We start from the raw sequence: 17,083 nt of genomic DNA on the forward strand, positions 1-17,083 counted from the left end.
TTCCACACGGTCTGATACACAAGCCGACAATCGAACCTCATGAAGGTGTCGTTTGCCAGACAAGATTCCCAATCATTGTGGCAGAGAAGGATGAAAGAATGCGAGTTGATTCGTCATGGTGTCGTGGCGCTGTTTTTCTAGCTGTACTGATGCTGGGCGTGACTGGTTGCGGTAGCAATGCTGGCCCTCAACTCGGGCAGGTCACCGGCAAAGTGACCTTCAAGGGGAAGCCTGTGGAGAGCGCGCTCGTGCAATTTCTGCCAACAGATGGTCGCCCCTCCTTTGGAACCACAGGAACTGATGGAAGCTATCGGATGGAATACACCGAAGGCCATCCTGGGGCCATTCTGGGGAAACATACAGTGCGAATTTTTCAGGAACCTGTCACTGGCGAGACTGGAGATGTTAAAGTCAAGAAGACAATTGATCCGCTCCCGATGAAATACAACGCCAAATCGATTCTGGAGGCGGAAGTCAAATCGGGGAATAACGTCTTCGATTTTGCGCTGGAACCTTAATCCCATGCCCCGGAGAATTTGGGAATAGGCCCAGATTCTCCTATTGTTAAAACGTGTCCCCTCGTGGAACACGCTGGCCCACAATGAGATGTAGCACATCGCTATCGACGAAGTGTTGTTGATAGCTAGCTGAAACACAGATACCTAAATCCTCCCAACCCGCTCCCGCCAGCGTAGCCTCTGGCGGCGTAAGCCCCATTCGTGGATGAACGACTGGCCTTCATACGCCGCCCCAAACCCCGCAAGGGGGTTAGTGCAGGCCGCTGGATTGCATCATTCGCATGCGGGCAAGAGCGTCTTCCGCTTCTGGAATGCGTCCGCAGCGCTGGCAGATCACTGAAAGCTGGGTGTATGAAAACGAGTCGTGCGGCTCGAGTTCCGTCACTTTCTTCGCATAAGCGATCGCGTCATCATAACGCCCCAGCTTCTGAAGAATCACGGCCAGCGCAGAATGGGTCAGCACGTGCTCGGGGTATTCGGCGAGAACCTTCTCCAACCCGACTGCGGCCCCTTCCAGGTCGCCGGCATCTTTCAAACGAATTGCAGCATCATAGGCGTCATCAACGGCGGCCATCGATCTCTTCCTTCCATCTGAGTCATCTCATGCCTATATCGTCAGGCATTTCGGGCTTCAATATCTCTCAGAAGACATTCCAACGCACCGACTGCCAGAACTCAAGCCTTGGCGATAACTTCAAGACTAAGCTGTGCTACAATGCCCGCCGCAATCTCTTGATGGCGTCACGATGCCAAATCTCAAGCCTTGAAATGCCACCGCCCAGCGAACTGATATTCCCGCTCTGAGCATTGGTCTCTACACATCTCGGAATCAAGATTGATCTCGAAAAAACATCCTCTGAAAAAGTAGAAAAACGTCCTCAAAGAGATCGTTAAATTCACAGAATAGGCAAGACAGGATGGCTGGGTTTCATGTGATGTCCCTCTACGCTTCGTGTTTTATCCTATTATTTTGGGGTTTTTGAGATGTGTAGAGACTAATGCCGCTCTGAGAGAGAGGAAACATTCAGGCCGTTGGGCTGATGTTCATGCCATCGCACGAATAAAGAAAGCAGGCCAAACGGCTTGCGTTTGAACCTGCTTTGATTTTGGCAAGAAAAAGCGTGGCACTAGACGGCAGCGGCGACCGCTTCTTCTTGTGGCTTGATGTTGACGCGACGGCCTTCCTGATCAAAGAAAACCACGCCGTCAACCAGCGAGAAGAGCGTATGATCGCGGCCCATGCCAACATTCTTGCCAGCATGCCAGCGAGTCCCGCGCTGACGAATGATAATGTTGCCTGCAATGACCAACTGGCCGCCAAACTTCTTGACGCCCAGTCGCTTGGCATTGGAATCACGACCGTTACGGCTCGACCCCTGACCCTTCTTATGTGCCATGATCCACAATCCTCTTGATGCTGATAAACCCGCCAGGCCCCTGTCCGGACAGCGGCTTAACGGTCTGTGATTGAATTCCGGGAACTGAACCCATAGTTTCATCATCAGGACAGAAAATTGCAACCTCTGGAGATTGCTTCGCAACAGCAATCACTGTAAGGAGTTACAGAAAAACATCGGTTCGTCTGCATTTTTTACGCAATTGCGACTCATTCTTCCCCACGTGATTTGCCCCCCAGGATCTGCCCGCAGTGAGGTCGGAGGATCGAAAATTCCTACAGCCAGCGCGTCACTTTTGATTGTGCAGGGAGTTGATCAGGGCACCCGGTTTGAACTGGGTGAGGCCTCGATCACGATTGGTCGGAGTCTGCACAACCTGATCCGACTGCTTGACACCGAAGTCTCACGGACGCATGCCCAGATTGAATGCCAGGGGGGGAAGTACGTTCTGACCGATCGCAACAGTTCCAATGGCACCTATGTCAACGGGACGGTTGTCAAATCAAAAGTTCTCCGGCCGGGGGATCAGATACAGATCGGGCGGTCGCTGTTGCAGTTCCTGCAAGGAACCTCGGATGACCAAAAGAAGGCTGCGGCCAGAGTCGATCTGCTGAGCCAAAGCCCGTCTGTTGATCGGTCAAGTATTGTCGGGCATGTGGCTTTGACGGGAGGCATGGGGCTGCAAGATTTTGGCACCATGCCTTTTACCGGCAGCAAACAACTCGGAGAGCCAGAGGTTTCCCAGCAGGCAGCGATCAATCTGCAAATGCTCTATCGCATTTCAGAAGAAGCGGTGCGGCCTTCATCATCAATGGAGCAGATTCTTCAGCGGATGCTGGATTTGGCCATTCATACGTTAGGAGCCGACCGGGGTTGTGTGCTGCTCCGCGAGCCGGAAACGGATGCCTTTCGGCCAACAGCCGTGGGTTATCGAAAGGCCCGCTCGGCAAATTCCTCCTCAGATTCCAGTATTGTCGCCAAAGACGTCACGACTGATGACGACTCACAACAGGATGAGGCTTCAGGCGAGGGAGGGCGAATTCCCGTCTCAAGGTCTATCGTGGATTATGTGGTGAAGAATGTGCAGGCCGTTCGTACATCGGATGCCCGGCATGACAGCCGCTTTGATACTGCCCAGAGCATTGTGCGAGCCGGCATTCGTGAGGCGATGTGTGTCCCGCTTCAGGCCCGTCACGAACTGATGGGGGTTCTTTATCTGGACATCACCTCATCGGCTGAGGAATTGATTCTGCGAGGCGATGAAGCCCGCTTCAATGAAGAACAATTACGGCTTCTGGCGGCGATTGGACGACAGGCCGCCCTGGCGGTGGAGAATCACCGTTTTCAGGAAGCGTTTGTGAAGTCCGAACGATTAGCCGCCATGGGTCAGACCATCGCCACGCTCAGTCATCACATCAAGAACATTCTGCAAGGTGTGCGCGGAGGAAGCTATCTGATTGATATGGGTCTGGGGCAGACGGATACCGAACTGATCCGCAAAGGCTGGGGGATAGTTGATAAGAACCAGAACAAGATCTATCACCTGGTGATGGACATGCTGACCTTTTCCAAAGAGCGCCAGCCCGCCATGGAACGGGCCGATGTCAATGATGTGGTGCAGGATGTGGTGGAGTTGATGCAGCCGCGTGCGGGAGAAGGCGAGACGCAATTGCTCTATGAGCCAGCGATTAATATCCCCACCAGCACCTTTGATCCAGAAGGCTTGCATCGCGCGATTTTGAATATTGTCAATAACGCGATGGATGCTGTTGAACATGCCGATCATCCTCAGGTGACGGTGAAGACCGGTTATGACTCGACACGAGATTTGTTGTGGGTCTCGGTGGAGGACAACGGCACGGGGATTCCGCCAGAGAATCTCTCCAAGATGTTCATGATGTTTGAGTCGACAAAAGGTTCTCGCGGGACAGGCCTGGGATTGGCGGTGAGTCAGAAGATCGTTCGCGAGCATGGCGGGGAAATCACGGTGGAATCTGAAGTCGACCGTGGCTCCCGCTTCGTCCTCGCCTGGCCGCGCACCGAAGACGAGGCCCCCTCCGGCGGCATGCGCACCATTTCGGATTGAGCGGGGAGTGAAGGATTTTGTCGCAAGATGATTTCGCGGGGTCTTGGCCCAGTCGACGAAACTTGTTGGTGCCTTCCCATTCCAGCGGTTTCAATAAGAAAGCCCACTGACTCAGACTTTTGCCCGCGCAAGATGCGGGGAAAGGGATAAAACGGCGCAACAAGGGGTGGTGAGATAGAGGGGCTTCGCTGGGCGCGCCTCGTGGGTGGCACATCCTTGTGCTGGCCTGCGATCTGGAAGAAGTCCCTCGGTTTGCGGCTTGATCAGGGCCGCACTGTGCTGGCGGTGTCGGAAGATACTGCTGACCTGAGAGGCCTGTGGCGCTCTCAGCTCGATCGAGAGAATCCGAAGCTGGTGTTTCGTTGACTTCTTTATGAAGCCGACTGAGTGCGGAAATTAGCTATTGGTAGTCAGGAAACTGAAAACCTGCAACTTTCCGCAGAAACGTGAAACCGGTGGGTGAGGTGCTCAAGACTGCAGGCGAGACTGACGCGAGGGAAACTTTGCGACGGCGACTCTCCGTGCGGCTCTGATCGGTCGTGGATTGTTTGATGTCCGTATTAATAGCCCGGTGGTTACTGGTGACAGTGGCTGCCGGGTTATTTTTTTGGCGTTCGGGATCTCTCTTGAGTTTTGTTCATCGCGATTCGCGTTGATGGTTCGTGTGATACGAATCGCAACTTGAAATAGCACGTTGACGATCGAAAACACATGCTTGCCCCAAAGCTGCTGTCGTTTATACACAAGTTTTCTTGAGCATTTGTTGGCAGGCTTGCCAAGCGAGGGTAGCCCAGGTTGCTTTGCAACCTGGGCCGGCAAAGCCGGTGAGAGGTCGCAGCTTGAGTCAATCCGACGAGACCATACCCGGTCAAACAAAAGATGATCTGCCTCGCGTAGACAGAAGTGGTGAATGAACATTTCTTACCGCAGGCAGGGAAATGGCACGAAATTGACCACCGAACTGGTCATCGGTCGTGCGTCGCGGGCCAGCCAGAACCCTTTTGTTTCATTAACGCCTCCTGGAGACAACCTCCCACGGCTCTGCCGCCCAGGTTGCAAAGCAACCTGGGCCACCCATGTCAATTTCGTGGTACGGTTCAGGTGGCGAAAAAGTTGTGTATAAAAGACAGCCCAAAGCATGCAAGCATGGCACACAGCTGGTTCATCGGCCCTTCACCCCAGTCTTCACATCCTTGGCCTCTCCCGCAAGCGGGAGAGGGAGTCTTCCCGGAGAGACTCTGAGTCTAATCCTTCGTCAAATTGAAAAAAGCATGTGAAGTGCCGTCGTCGGGAACCTCGAAGGTGAGACTGCCTGCCTGATGATAGCGAGCAGGCAGAAATTCTTGACGTAGAGGCTTATCCATGTCGTTTTCTTCCCAGCCAGCTCCTTTAATAAAAACGATATGCTTTCCTATTCTTGCGCCGGATTCTTCATCAATGGTTTTTAAGGTGAAGTTCCCTTTATCATCTGTCAGTGCATAGGAATACCTGCCAACCAATCCATTCTTGACACCGGGTTCTGGCTGCGGAAAGAAAAGAACACCGACTTTTGCGAGGGGTTTGTCATCCAGGGTGACTCTTCCTGAAACAGGAGCATAGATAAAGCTGGGACTGTTACCACACCCTGAAATCCCGAGAACCCCTATCATTAAAGAAAATAATAGACACTGGCAATCACGTATTTTGTTCATAGGCCCGTCATTATCAATAATTTAAGTGGATAGGGAGAGCAGGTCGCGATGCCTACAGGGAAGAAGGCAAACATTCCGTCTGCCTTCTTCCCTGATGATGGAAAAAATCAAGCCCTGAGTGACGGATTAAAACTCACCGACCACAAGTCCATCAGCGATCCCGATCAGCTTGCCCAAGAGGTTTGATTCGGAAGGACTCGTGTGAGGGATATGGGAGATATTTTCGTTGATGAATCGCACGCCACCATCTCCGAGCAGGAAAAAGGCGCCGCCTGTGTGAGGACTTGAAAAGATCTGGCCACTACCAGTTCCGTTGATAGCAGCGGCACCTCCCCCCAGGACGTCGGTGCCATTATTGCGACGGTCTCTCACGAGGAGCGCCAGACCAGCAGTATTCGCTTTGGTTGATGATGTTCTGGTTGCTCGCTCGCCAATCATCAGCGAGTTACTCATACCGTCAGTGATATCGCGAAACGAATGATTCGTATCAGCCGAGAATGCTCCAATATGCCGTCGGTAGTTGGCATCTCCGACATTTGTGGGAGAAAACTTGCCGTAATCGGCAGCCGGTCTGTCGGAGAGTGGCCCGGGTGAGACGTTGCCATTGTTATTAACGGCGACATAGTTGCTGATGGAGTAGTTACCCCGATTAGGATTGACACCACTGACCGCAACATCCGATGGGCAACGAAAAGGAGTGAGTGATCGCGTCATGTTTCCTGTCGCTGCTCCCGGAGGGATCACTCCACCACCCAACTCGTTAAAGAGTGCTGCCAACTCCAACTGTGGCAAAATCGCGAATCCCCAACTCCAGCTACTCAGTGTTCCGTTTCCCGGCCTGTATTGTGCGCCTACAGGTAACTTCTGATAGATATCGTGATAATTATGGATCGCCAGCCCCATTTGCTTCAGGTTGTTCTGGCACTGCGCCCGTCGGGCGGCTTCCCGGGCTTGTTGAACTGCGGGGAGCAGCAGAGCAATCAGGATGGCGATAATCGCAATCACCACCAACAACTCGATCAGTGTAAAGGCTCTCGTGCGATGGTACAGATTTGACTTCATCAGGCTCTTTCAGTGAGACGTGTTCAAAAAACCTCTAGCATACATACTAAAGCGATTACTGTGTGACATCTTGTGTGCGATGTCATCAACGCTGGCTGATTCACTTTTTACATATTGTGAAAGATCAAAACACGAAAAAAGAAACGTTTCAAAAACAAATTGTTAAGATTGTGTGATTTTCTTCTGTCAGCTTTGTGATACGACCACTCTGTCCTGACCGGTTGTTGAGTTTGTCCGCAGGCTCGTTGGCCTGCTCACCACTCTTTGCTGAACCTGTCAAATCAGAATTGAAACTCCCCTGGTGTTTTTGCTCCAATCTCAGGGGTTGTTGCTGTTCCCGTTGTGTTTTCTCGAATCTGACTGGTTGTCGATGCAAGATCCTCAGTTCATTGCGTTTGGTTCTCTCAAGGCTGTGGCTTTCTCACCAGAACGGCCGCGCTGGTTGATGGTGCTGTGCCATGGCTACGGTGCTCCTGGTACTGATCTGGTGGGGCTGGCGGAGGTCATCGCGGATGAGGTGCCGGAACTGGCTGAGCAGGTGGAGTTTGTATTTCCTGAGGCACCCAACGATCTGGCAGAGTTGGGGATGCCGGGAGGTCGGGCCTGGTGGCCGATCAACATGCAGCGACTGTTGCAGATCACGCAATCAGGTAACCTGCTGGAACTGGTCGATGAGACCCCGCCCGGATTGGTGGAAGCAGCCGCTCAATTGAAAGCGGGGATTGTAGAGCGTCTGGCGGCGTTGGGACTGAGCGAAGATCGGTTGATTCTGGGAGGATTCTCGCAGGGGGCGATGATTTCCACGCATCTGACGCTGACGGGATTGCTGTCGCCGCGATTGCTGGTTGTGATGTCGGGGGCGTTGATCTGCCGTCCGGAGTGGACAAAGTTTCTGTCGAGTGCGGGTGATCTTTCCTCCCGGTTGGCCGTCTTTCAGTCGCATGGAAAGTATGATCCGGTGTTGCCGATTGTGGGTGCCCAGATGTTAGGGCAGCTCATGGAATCCTCTGGAATTCCGTTGGACTTTTGGGCATTCGGGGGGGAACATGGAATTCCTCAGCAGGTTGTCACGGAATTGGCGAAACGAATCGAGCAATTGATTCAAGAGTCACCAGTGGATGACTAAGTTGGGGGTCTTCAGGTCGTCGTAACCAATACCCAAGTCGTGGCCAGTCACCAGGCAGCACCATGCTCGTCGGTGACGATGAAAAAGCCAAATTGGTGCATTGGCATGCCCCCTACTGTTTGACCTCGCACTTTCGTTAAATTGTCATCTGTCTTCAACATTGAGCCTGTGCGGATGGTGTCAGCGGTTGACCAGGAATTGATGCGGCGAGTCCAGGAAGGGGATCGTTCCGCCTTTTCTCAAGTGATTGATCTTCATCAGCGGGCTGTCTATGGATTTTTACGAGCGCGGTTGGCGCAACCCGTGGATGCCGATGACCTGGCTCAGGAAGTATTTCTTCGATTCTATGAAGCGAGGGCCAGGTTTGATTCGGCTTCACTCATCCGGCCCTGGCTATTAGGGATTGCCCGAAACGTCTTGAGAGAATGGATTCGCGATGTCCGCCGCCGGCGCGAAGTGGGTTGGACAGAACTCTGCTTTGAACTGGAAACACTCACGGGAGGAGCAGCCAGTTCGCTTGATGCCGATGTTCTGGAGAACCTGCCGCATTGCCTGGACGCCCTTGGCCCCAGTGCCCGACAAGCGATCGAATTGAAATACCGTTCTGAACAAAAACTGTGCGATATCGGCACCACGCTGCGGCGCAGTGAAGGAGCGATCAAGCTTCTGGTGCATCGCGCCCGATTGGCACTCAAAACGTGTCTGGAACACAAGCTCAAACAATTGTGAGTGCTGGCCTTTTTCCCTTCATGAATTCCTGTCGTTTCTCTCTTTCGATCAGTCTGCGAGCCGTATGCCATGACGAGTGACCAAGATCTTCTCCGACTCGTCCAGGAAAAAACTCCCGAGGAATTGACCTCTCAGGAGATTGCCCTGTTGCGCCAGCGACTTCCCTTCTCGACGGAGTTGCAACAGGTGCTGGGCGAGAACATTGCTTTACAGGAAGCACTGAGCACGCACTATGCACCGATTGACCTGTCAGTGGAAAAGATCCTGCTCAGAGCGGCTGACAAGCAGCAGGCGGCCGCTGGCAAGAACATGCGACGCCTCTGGACTCTTGTGGGATTGATGGCCTGCATGATGATTGTGGGGGGCGTGGGATTCATTGTCTGGCCACGCGTGCTGCCTCCTGCTGTGAATCAACCGCTTGCCTCCGCCATCTCGGAACAGAACGAGGCAGTGATCAAAGGAAGTGAAGGACGGCCTGCGCCGGGAACTTCAAACCCGGTCGATGCTCAAGCCAGTAGCCAGCAACTGGCCGACCTGCGTGGGAGTGACATGGCGGTTGCTGTGAAGCAGGAAGCGGCCAATGTCCCGGCCATGGCTTCAACAACCATCCCGCAACCAGCCCTCAATGAGATGGTTAAAGAATCTGTTCCCGCCGAAGCCCCAATCGTAGAAATCGCGCCGGCTCCTTGGGCTGCCTGGCTGGCAGACGATGCGGTTCCTGTCAGTTATCGTGATTCGCTGTTTGCAGCTAACCTCTCCTCCATGCGGCTGGATCGATTACAGAAATCAACGTTCCTCGACTGGTTTGAACCGGCGTCGGGACATGGCCTGGATCTTCAGGAACACCAGCATCAGCGGATTCCCACCCTCCAGATGAATGGAGCGGCTCGACTGAAAGCCCCCTGGCAGGCTGACACCTGCCTGCGGCTGGCTCTCTTCGATACCAATGAACTGGCCATCACCGTCTGGTCGGGGTTGAAAGGGGTGCAACTGCGCTGGTTCCCGCATCGTCAGCCTGCCATGTGGGTTGCCACTCAACTGGAACGCAAAGATGTTCAGGAAAAGCTAGAGCGGAAAGCCGCTGGCATGGGCATCCTGTCAACGGATGGCAGTGGCTGGAATCGATTGGGACAAGGGACGATTGACCTGACGTGGGATGCCGGAAAACTGAAACTGATCAAACAGCGGATGGTGTTGCTTGAGGCGCCATTCGAGGGACAACCGGAGGAAATCGCTCTGGATGGCCAGTTTCGTCTGAGAGGGCTGGACTACCTGCGTGTCTCGGATGTTCCCATGTGTGACCCCTCAGCCGTTCTCGTGACGATGCGGCAGGAAGATCTGCCGACTCCCAGCGAATTTGAATGGCAGACCGCACCCGAATGTGTCGGAACGGTGCAGAAGCAGGAGGACGGCACGATCCGGCTGTCAGGCAATACGCCCTCTCAGATTGCGGCCTGTTTTACACCGCTGCCCGGCAAAGGGATGTTCGATGTGGCGGTGCAATTACAATCCGCCACGCGAGGCACCGGCTGGTATCTGGGAAATGCCAGCGGGAAGCCGGTGGCCACCGTGCAGGTCTATCACAATCGTCGCACTGGCAAGGATCTGGTTCAACTGGGGCATCCCCACCATGGACATGATGAGGTGGATGCTGACCCGAATCATCAGCCGGTGACTCATTTGCGAGATCATCAATGGCTGCGACTGATTGGTCACTCGGGCGGCCTCATGCTGTTCGTCAGTCCGGACGGGGTAAACTGGAGTCCCCTGCCGGACGGATTCAATCATGATGTTCCTCTGGAGCCTGTAGCGACGCTGGGAGTCTTTTGTCTGCGCGGCGATCAGGCGCGAATGATCGAGCTGGAAAACATCGTCATTCATCCGGCACAAGCCATGGAAACGATAGCGGATCAGGGAGTGCTGGCCCGGCTAAAGAATGAAGGGCCGCAGCCTACACTGACCCCTTCACTGGAATATTCCCAGTGGGTTTCTCAGGTTGTCGGACAATGCCCGACGGGTGTTTCCCCTGAAGAATGGCTGGTTGCGTCGGCAGTCTGGACGCTCTCGCAGGATGTCTCAAAAGATCTCTCCCGCAAAATTCAGAAGCGGTTGCTCTCCGCGTTGGAAACAACGCCACGTTCGGCAATCGACCGGATGAAAGCGGCTTCCCGACTATTGATCATGCAGTCTGCCTGGGATGAAGGGCGTGCCCGGGAATTCATCAATCTGTTTGGTGAGATCGCCGTTGACACTGTTCAAGGGCCGGCGTGGGTCGAAAACAATGACGCACTGGCGATCTGGGCTAAGACACCGCTATGGACCAATGCCAATCCCTGGCAGGCTCTGGTGCGTCGTGATTCGCAGGCTCTCACAGAAGCCATTCTTCTGGGGACATTAGACCAGCAAAAAGTGACGGCGAACGAACTGCTGGCCCGCTGGGAAATGGTGCACCCTGATCAGAATCCTCCCTATCCTATTGAGTTGATGGTGAAGCGGATGAAATGGCTGCAAGCTTTATCAGCCAATTCAGAAAACTCGCCCGTCATGCTGCGAAGCTGGCGACATCCGCTCTTATTGCAACTGAGCAAAGAAGGTTACAACGCCAGTGCCGAGTTACAGGCGGCACTGGATGGTGAAGCCTTTCTGGATGGTTGCCGGGTGATTGCCAGCCTGGTGGCGACGGATCAGGGCGAGCTGCTGCCTGTCGCCACCGACCCTCAATTGTTTGTTTCGTTGCCGGCTGCTGTCGAACGAGTGATGAAGCAGTATCCGGCCTTATTAGCGGCCATGCGGGATCAAATGGGAGCGGCGGGCGATGTGCGTGTGCGTCAGGCGATTGCCGACGGGAATGTCACATCCATCGAAGCGATCACGCTGCAATTCTCGCAGACACCCGCAGCCGCTCAGGCCCATCTCTGGTTGGGAGACCGTGCGTTCTCGGCCGGCAACTGGCTGGATGCCCAGGAGCATTTTATTGCAGGGAGCCATCTTCCTGATTCTCAAGTCGAGGAAGCCATCCAGCTTCGGCTCTGGTTGATGGGGATTTCTCTTCCAAAAGAAGACGAGCTTCAGTCGCTGTTTCAACAGGCGCGCAGTTCGTTCCCGGCTGGTGTTTCGATGGAAACGCTGTCGCAGGCACGTGGTTATCTGCAACAGCAGGTCATGGCCACACAAGGGACGCCATCGGAATCTGTCTCCATGAATCCCGTACCAAGCCCTCAACAATGGAACGCCAATCAGGTTCTGAGCCTGATCCCGATGGGTGGACGTGAGACGGATCGCAAAGATCATCGCTATGGAGATCACTGGTCACGACAGATGTCGACCAGCGTCATTGATTCGTCGCTGATTGTTCATAACCGCTTTGAGACAAGATCGTATGACCGGGCAACCCTTGCGGAGCAATGGAAGAACGAGGTCAATGGCGAGCAAGGTTCCACGCTGGCTTACACACATCTTCCGTTCCCTCCCGTGCGGCAAGGCAATCAACTGCTGGTGCGACGTATCGAGAAAGATGGTGTTGAACTGGTGGCGATGGATCTCTCGAACGGCAACACACGCTGGACATATCGTGGTGCTTCTGAAAGTGGAAACAATGAGCGTGCCAGCATTCTCACTGATCCCTGGCCCCAGTTTTCCAGGCTGGGCGTGATTGTCGAGCGACGGATTGAAAGTGAAGTTGTTTCCATCGAGTGGCATTTGCTGGATGCGATGACAGGCCAGTTACTGGAAGCAACACCTCTCTTCCGTGTGCGGGATCTGCTGCCAGGCCAGTTCCTGATCACATCGACGATCGCCGACCGCCGCCTCTACATTTCGGCCCCCGGGCTGAGTGCCTGCCTTTCACACCATGGAGAGATTCTCTGGTTGAAGCAGCACACGTGGATCCCTCGTACGATCGATGACCGGGACTACAACAAACTGGTAAATCCTCCCGCTTTGGATGGTGAATTACTGATTGTGGAACCGCCGGGGACTCATGGTGTCATCGCGTTGGATGCCCAGACGGGCGCAACCCGCTGGATGACCCCCATCAATGGTTTGATCGGGCGACTGGGGATTGAAGGTGGACTCTGGTTGGGTAAGTCGAACCGGGGGTTGGTGGCGATTGAGACCAAATCGGGCGCGATTCGCTGGCAGACCGAGATTTCCGATCTGCTGGATGGTTTTGCCCTCGACTCGGATCGTTTTATCATCACCCGCCGGCAACGTGGAATGAACGGAAAAATGGGTTTGGAAGCGGTTTGGGTTGATCAAGATTCGGGACGCTTAACCCATCGCATCCCCATTGAAGGCTTCGAAGGAGATGACCTGTTCGTCGGTCAGCTTTTCTCATTGGATTCCCGGTTGTTTGCGTGGGTCGGTCAGGGAACCAAGCTGAAACGTGATTTGTGGGAATTGAAGCCTTCAACGGAAAGTGAGCCTCGCCGATCATGGAGCGCGGTCATGGCCTGGCCCTCGGCATGGTCTGGCAACGACGAGTCTCGCGAGCGGATGGCGCTGCAACAGATGACTGGCTTTGATCTGGCGGGTGAGACCTCTGGCCGCATCGGACGTCGGGCAGAACTCTCTGGGATCTCGCTCCGGTCTGCTCCCCGGCAGCAGTTGGTGCTGGGCCGGATCATTAAAGTCCCACTGGAGGGAGATGTTCGCTATCTCGCCAGGATCAGTGAAGTGACGGGCCAGAAGCTGGAGTTGGTGGCTCGTGCGGACGGGCAGGAAATCGCCCGCCGCGAGATCGGGCCGAAGGAGACTGTCGACTGGGAGTTGGATCTTTCTTCGGTGCGTGGCCGTCAAGTTCTTGTCACAATTGGACAAACATCGCTGACCTCTCAGACGGCAGAATCTCTTTGGGAACAGGGCCGATTTCTCTGGGAATGAAGATTCTCCCTGTGAAACACGGTTTTGATGTTGCACAAACCCGGCGAGTCTCCGATGGTTTTCCGTGTCTGGTTCGATTCCAACAGAATTAATGAGCCAGGTCGGGTGCATGGAGTTCCGACGGAATGCATCAAAAACTGACTAATTTTTCTCCCAGAATGAGTTGATGCTGTCGTGTCTGATCCGCAGTCTGAACCACCACGAGAACCTCTGCCTGAACCGGAGACTGCCATTGATCTCAACCCTGTGCCGGTTCAAAAACCGCACATTCTGCGAAATGTTCTGAAGTGGGTTGTGTTTGTAATAGTGCTGGTCTTTGTGGGTCGGCAGTTGCTGCACATGTGGCGGGAAGGCCAGGCCCACACGCTGACGGTGAACTGGTGGTATTTCATTGGAGCCGTGGGACTGTTCGCGTTCAGTTGGGTGCCCACCATCTTCGCGTGGCGCCGCCTGTTGCGATTGTGTCATCAGACAGCCCCCCTGTTGACCATCGCCAAGGCTCACTATCTGGGTCACTTTGGCAAGTATGTTCCCGGCAAAGCGATGGTTCTGGCGATCCGCGGCTGGGTGGTGCGAGATGACGCAGGCATTCCCTTGCGGTTAGGCGTTTTGACAGCGGGGTATGAATCGCTGGCGTTCATGGCGACAGGAGCCTTCTGGGCTGCCATGTTTCTTCCCCTGGGTTTGAAAGAGGTGTTGAAAGACTGGATGCTGCCGGAAAGATATTGGTGGCTGTGGCCGCTGGCCATTGTCGGCATGCTCCTGATCTCGTTGCCGGTGGTGACGCGGCTGATGAACCTGCTGTCGCGCAAGATGGCCTCGGCGGTCACGGGAACGCTGCCTATCGCGATCAGCTCGCCCCAATTATTAAGTCTGCTGGCGATTCTGAGTCTCAGTTGGTTGATTCAGGGAATGGCTTTGGCATGCCTGTGGCAAAGCGTCAGTCTGCCTGAACAATCATGGCCGCATCTGGGAAATTGTCTGGCAGCCGCGACGATCAGCAGCGTTGGCGGGTTTCTGGTCTTCTTTGCTCCCGGCGGTCTGGGGCCACGGGAATGGTTGATGGTCGAGATCCTTTCACAGCAGGACATGCTCACTCCGCCACAAATTGCCGTCATGACGATTCTCGCCCGACTGGCCAGTTTTCTCGGCGAATCATTAGGAGCAGGGGCCTTGTGCCTGGTTCGTCATGAACGTCATCAAGTGAGAGAAGACTCTGTGGTAGAAACGGATGTCAGCGTTTCTGATCGATCCATTTGATACATAACTGTTGATACAGGCCAGGGACGAAAAAACACACTTCACTGTTTGTTTCCAGCGGGCCAAAGGTGTAGCGGACAGAATTTGGCCGGGTCTCAAATTGCCCGGGTGTGAGTTCCCATCGCAGGCGTGAGCGACTGTCAGGATTTTGGGGATCGGCCGGTTCGAGTTGAGCCTGCAGTTGCCAGAGCGGGTGTTCGAGAAGTGCGTCAATCAGTTCACCGGGGATCGGTTCGGGCCAGCTATCCACCAGTGACTGGGAGCGGATCCATCGCGGCCAGGGTGACGACTTCATCGCATGTTTCAATTTGTTGTCGTCACATTTCTCAGGGTCATAGACAATAATTGCCACGCCTTGGGCAGGTTGTCGGCGAGACGCTTTTTGATCACTTCGCCATGACCAGGGGAGCAGCAAGGCACTGGCTGTGATCATGGTGGCCAATCCCATGGCCATCATTTGAGACGTATCGAAACAGCCTCGAAGTTTTTCGAGAGAAACATGCCGTAACAGTCGCTGCTTCCCACGAAGCTTTTCGGTGGTAAGAAGCTGCGTGGCCAGAGGTTTGACAGGTTCGTTTGGCTGATCAGTCTCATCGCTCCCGGTCTCATCGGCCCCAGTCTCATCACTCCCAGAAACGTCTGGCTTTGGGGTAGTGGAGTGCAACGGGATCAGCCCCATCAGCAGAATCAGAATGCACAGCGGCCACGTCGCTGCCAATCCACGAATCCCGGTATCCGGCAAAAAGAACGGCAGCGACACGAACGTCACCACACACTGCACCACCAGATACAGTGAAAGATCATCTCGTTGTCGAATACGGGCCTTCCAAAGCAGCCACAATCCGCACGCAGAAACCACCAGCAACCCCAGCCAGCGTGAAGGAAGTTTGAGCCACTCAATCACCGATGTCACGATCCATTTGGCCGACATCTGCCAGCCACGCAAACATCCCAGCACGATGCGGGAAGGGTGCTCCCGATAAGCGTCCCAGGTCAATTCGTAGATCCGCTTCACCTGCGCCCGGTCATCGGGGAGTGTGCGCACCTCGGGATGATCGTCGAAAACGCGGCTCCAGCCCGGTTGTCCCGTTGTCAAACCATAGATCGTATGAGCAAAACTCCCCTGTCCCAGCGAATACCCTGTCCCGTACCAGCCGTTGAGAAGCGGTTGCACGGTCAAAGCGGCCACCATCATGGCCAGCGCGCAAGCTGTCGCCAGGAGCTTCGTGGTGAGCGAGGCTTGCTGATGTGGTGGACTGACCGCGATGGAAGGCGAGATGGCGAGAGGGTCGCTTTTCGTCAGAAAATGCCGCCGCGCCGCAACTTCGGTCTTTGGTGCCCCTGGAACCAATCTGGCAAAACGGGGAAGGATCAGCAGCAGTGGCCAAAGGGTTTGTCCCACGAGAACGAACATGGCACCAGGCCGGGCCGATAAACCCAGCGCCAACAGTCCGCTCCCCAGTGAATAGTGCAAAATGGCATGCTTCGCTCGCAGTCCCGACTGGATGGCAGGCAACAGCAATGCCATGGACAACATGGCCAACGTCAGTCCCAGCGGTTCCGACAGCATGGCGGATGACATGTCGCTGCTGAAGCGTTCAACGAAGACAAAGCTGGCATATCGAAGGGCGAATGGGAGCCTTGCCCGCCGCAACGCCTGGTTCATGACAAACCAGCTCGCGGCTAACAACCCGACTTGAAACAGGATCGCCCCTTCCCATGAACCCGTCAGCCAAAAACGAACGGCCAGCCAGGCCGAATTGATGGGTCGACGACTTGGCCAAGCCCCCAAAGGCTCACCTTCCAGAAGTTCCAATGCTCCCTGGTAGTAACCGGCGGCGTCGTTTCTCGGGAGGATCCCCCCCACCAGACTGCCGTGAACAGAAGGCTGCTGCCAGGCCCGCGCGACAGGCACCAACAACAGAAAAGTGATCACAATTGATGCCAACACGGTTTTGAAGGCAGACCAACGATTCTCGCCAAGCAGGGTAACTTCAGGCCTGTTGGTGGCTTGTTCCCGCTGACGAATCTGCCGCCAGATGACGAGTAACAAACCTGCCCACAGGAGTGTGGCGACGAATGGTTCCAAGCTGGCGAGACGCTCTTGAATCGTAGCGCTGACAGCGAACAGCCCCGTGGCGACCGCCACGCCCGCGAATTGAAGCCAGAGTACGACAGGAGAATTCATCCGCCGGTTCATGTGATGGGTATCGGTAAATGAGTGAGATCGACGCAGGATACGGCGAAAAAAATCAGGAAGGGATGTCATCGCACGAAGACCCCGTTGCAAGCAAAACGGACATGGGTTATTGCCCGACGAATGCCAGCAATTC

The 17,083-nt window shown here is 54.7% G+C and carries 11 protein-coding genes; 6 read left to right on the plus strand and 5 right to left on the minus strand.

Annotated features, from left to right (window positions below):
• The first annotated feature begins 98 nt into the window (after nucleotides 1-98).
• A complete protein-coding gene (locus tag SH287x_RS16350; RefSeq protein WP_479515454.1) occupies nucleotides 99-518 on the plus strand; it encodes a hypothetical protein in 420 nt (139 codons plus the stop codon).
• 250 nt (nucleotides 519-768) lie between these two features.
• Here the strand turns inward: SH287x_RS16350 and SH287x_RS16355 are convergent, their stop codons facing one another.
• Nucleotides 769-1,092, minus strand: a complete 324-nt coding sequence (locus SH287x_RS16355; protein ID WP_479515455.1) for a tetratricopeptide repeat protein — start codon at nucleotides 1,090-1,092, stop codon at nucleotides 769-771.
• Nucleotides 1,093-1,645: 553 nt separating this feature from the next.
• A complete protein-coding gene (gene rpmA, locus SH287x_RS16360) occupies nucleotides 1,646-1,915 on the minus strand; it encodes a 50S ribosomal protein L27 (RefSeq protein ID WP_479515456.1) in 270 nt (89 codons plus the stop codon).
• Between the two features lie 202 nt (nucleotides 1,916-2,117).
• Between rpmA and SH287x_RS16365 the strand changes: the two genes are divergently transcribed.
• Entirely contained in the window at nucleotides 2,118-4,001 is a 1,884-nt protein-coding gene (locus SH287x_RS16365; RefSeq protein ID WP_479515457.1) for an ATP-binding protein, read from the plus strand.
• Nucleotides 4,002-5,245: 1,244 nt separating this feature from the next.
• Here the strand turns inward: SH287x_RS16365 and SH287x_RS16370 are convergent.
• Together SH287x_RS16370 and SH287x_RS16375 are read right to left on the minus strand one after the other, a co-directional pair.
• Nucleotides 5,246-5,692 (minus strand): hypothetical protein, encoded by a 447-nt coding sequence (locus SH287x_RS16370; RefSeq protein WP_479515458.1) that lies wholly within the window; start codon nucleotides 5,690-5,692, stop codon nucleotides 5,246-5,248.
• 126 nt (nucleotides 5,693-5,818) lie between these two features.
• The gene (locus SH287x_RS16375) at nucleotides 5,819-6,754 is read right to left on the minus strand and encodes a DUF1559 domain-containing protein (RefSeq protein WP_479515459.1); all 936 of its coding nucleotides are present in this window, start codon (nucleotides 6,752-6,754) and stop codon (nucleotides 5,819-5,821) included.
• A 301-nt stretch (nucleotides 6,755-7,055) separates the two neighbouring features.
• Here SH287x_RS16375 and SH287x_RS16380 point away from each other — a divergent pair, with 301 nt between their 5' ends.
• The 4 genes from SH287x_RS16380 (at nucleotide 7,056) to SH287x_RS16395 (ending at nucleotide 14,750) form a co-directional block, all read left to right on the plus strand.
• Nucleotides 7,056-7,880 (plus strand): alpha/beta hydrolase, encoded by an 825-nt coding sequence (locus tag SH287x_RS16380; protein WP_479515460.1) that lies wholly within the window; start codon nucleotides 7,056-7,058, stop codon nucleotides 7,878-7,880.
• 174 nt (nucleotides 7,881-8,054) lie between these two features.
• Nucleotides 8,055-8,609 carry an RNA polymerase sigma factor gene (locus SH287x_RS16385; RefSeq protein ID WP_479515461.1) on the plus strand — a complete coding sequence of 185 codons (555 nt, stop codon included), beginning with the start codon at nucleotides 8,055-8,057 and terminating at the stop codon, nucleotides 8,607-8,609.
• Nucleotides 8,610-8,678: 69 nt separating this feature from the next.
• Nucleotides 8,679-13,490: an outer membrane protein assembly factor BamB family protein gene (locus SH287x_RS16390; RefSeq protein ID WP_479515462.1), complete on the plus strand. Its 4,812-nt coding sequence runs from the start codon at nucleotides 8,679-8,681 to the stop codon at nucleotides 13,488-13,490.
• A 174-nt stretch (nucleotides 13,491-13,664) separates the two neighbouring features.
• On the plus strand, nucleotides 13,665-14,750 hold the full coding sequence (locus SH287x_RS16395) for a lysylphosphatidylglycerol synthase transmembrane domain-containing protein (protein ID WP_479515463.1): 1,086 nt from the start codon (nucleotides 13,665-13,667) through the stop codon (nucleotides 14,748-14,750).
• Here SH287x_RS16395 and SH287x_RS16400 read toward each other — a convergent pair.
• Nucleotides 14,725-17,019, minus strand: a complete 2,295-nt coding sequence (locus SH287x_RS16400; RefSeq protein ID WP_479515464.1) for a hypothetical protein — start codon at nucleotides 17,017-17,019, stop codon at nucleotides 14,725-14,727. The two genes, SH287x_RS16395 and SH287x_RS16400, sit on opposite strands and share 26 nt — an antisense overlap.
• Between the last annotated feature and the right edge of the window lie 64 nt (nucleotides 17,020-17,083).

The organism is Planctopirus sp. SH287, from assembly GCF_056500625.1.

What these genes read in the sequence shown, in the direction of transcription:
- SH287x_RS16350 (WP_479515454.1), top strand. Translation starts at nt 99, where the DNA reads ATGCGAGTTGATTCGTCATGGTGTCGTGGCGCTGTTTTTCTAGCTGTA.
- SH287x_RS16355 (WP_479515455.1), bottom strand. Translation starts at nt 1,092, where the DNA reads ATGGCCGCCGTTGATGACGCCTATGATGCTGCAATTCGTTTGAAAGAT.
- rpmA (WP_479515456.1), bottom strand. Translation starts at nt 1,915, where the DNA reads ATGGCACATAAGAAGGGTCAGGGGTCGAGCCGTAACGGTCGTGATTCC.
- SH287x_RS16370 (WP_479515458.1), bottom strand. Translation starts at nt 5,692, where the DNA reads ATGAACAAAATACGTGATTGCCAGTGTCTATTATTTTCTTTAATGATA.
- SH287x_RS16375 (WP_479515459.1), bottom strand. Translation starts at nt 6,754, where the DNA reads ATGAAGTCAAATCTGTACCATCGCACGAGAGCCTTTACACTGATCGAG.
- SH287x_RS16385 (WP_479515461.1), top strand. Translation starts at nt 8,055, where the DNA reads ATGGTGTCAGCGGTTGACCAGGAATTGATGCGGCGAGTCCAGGAAGGG.
- SH287x_RS16390 (WP_479515462.1), top strand. Translation starts at nt 8,679, where the DNA reads ATGACGAGTGACCAAGATCTTCTCCGACTCGTCCAGGAAAAAACTCCC.
- SH287x_RS16400 (WP_479515464.1), bottom strand. Translation starts at nt 17,019, where the DNA reads ATGACATCCCTTCCTGATTTTTTTCGCCGTATCCTGCGTCGATCTCAC.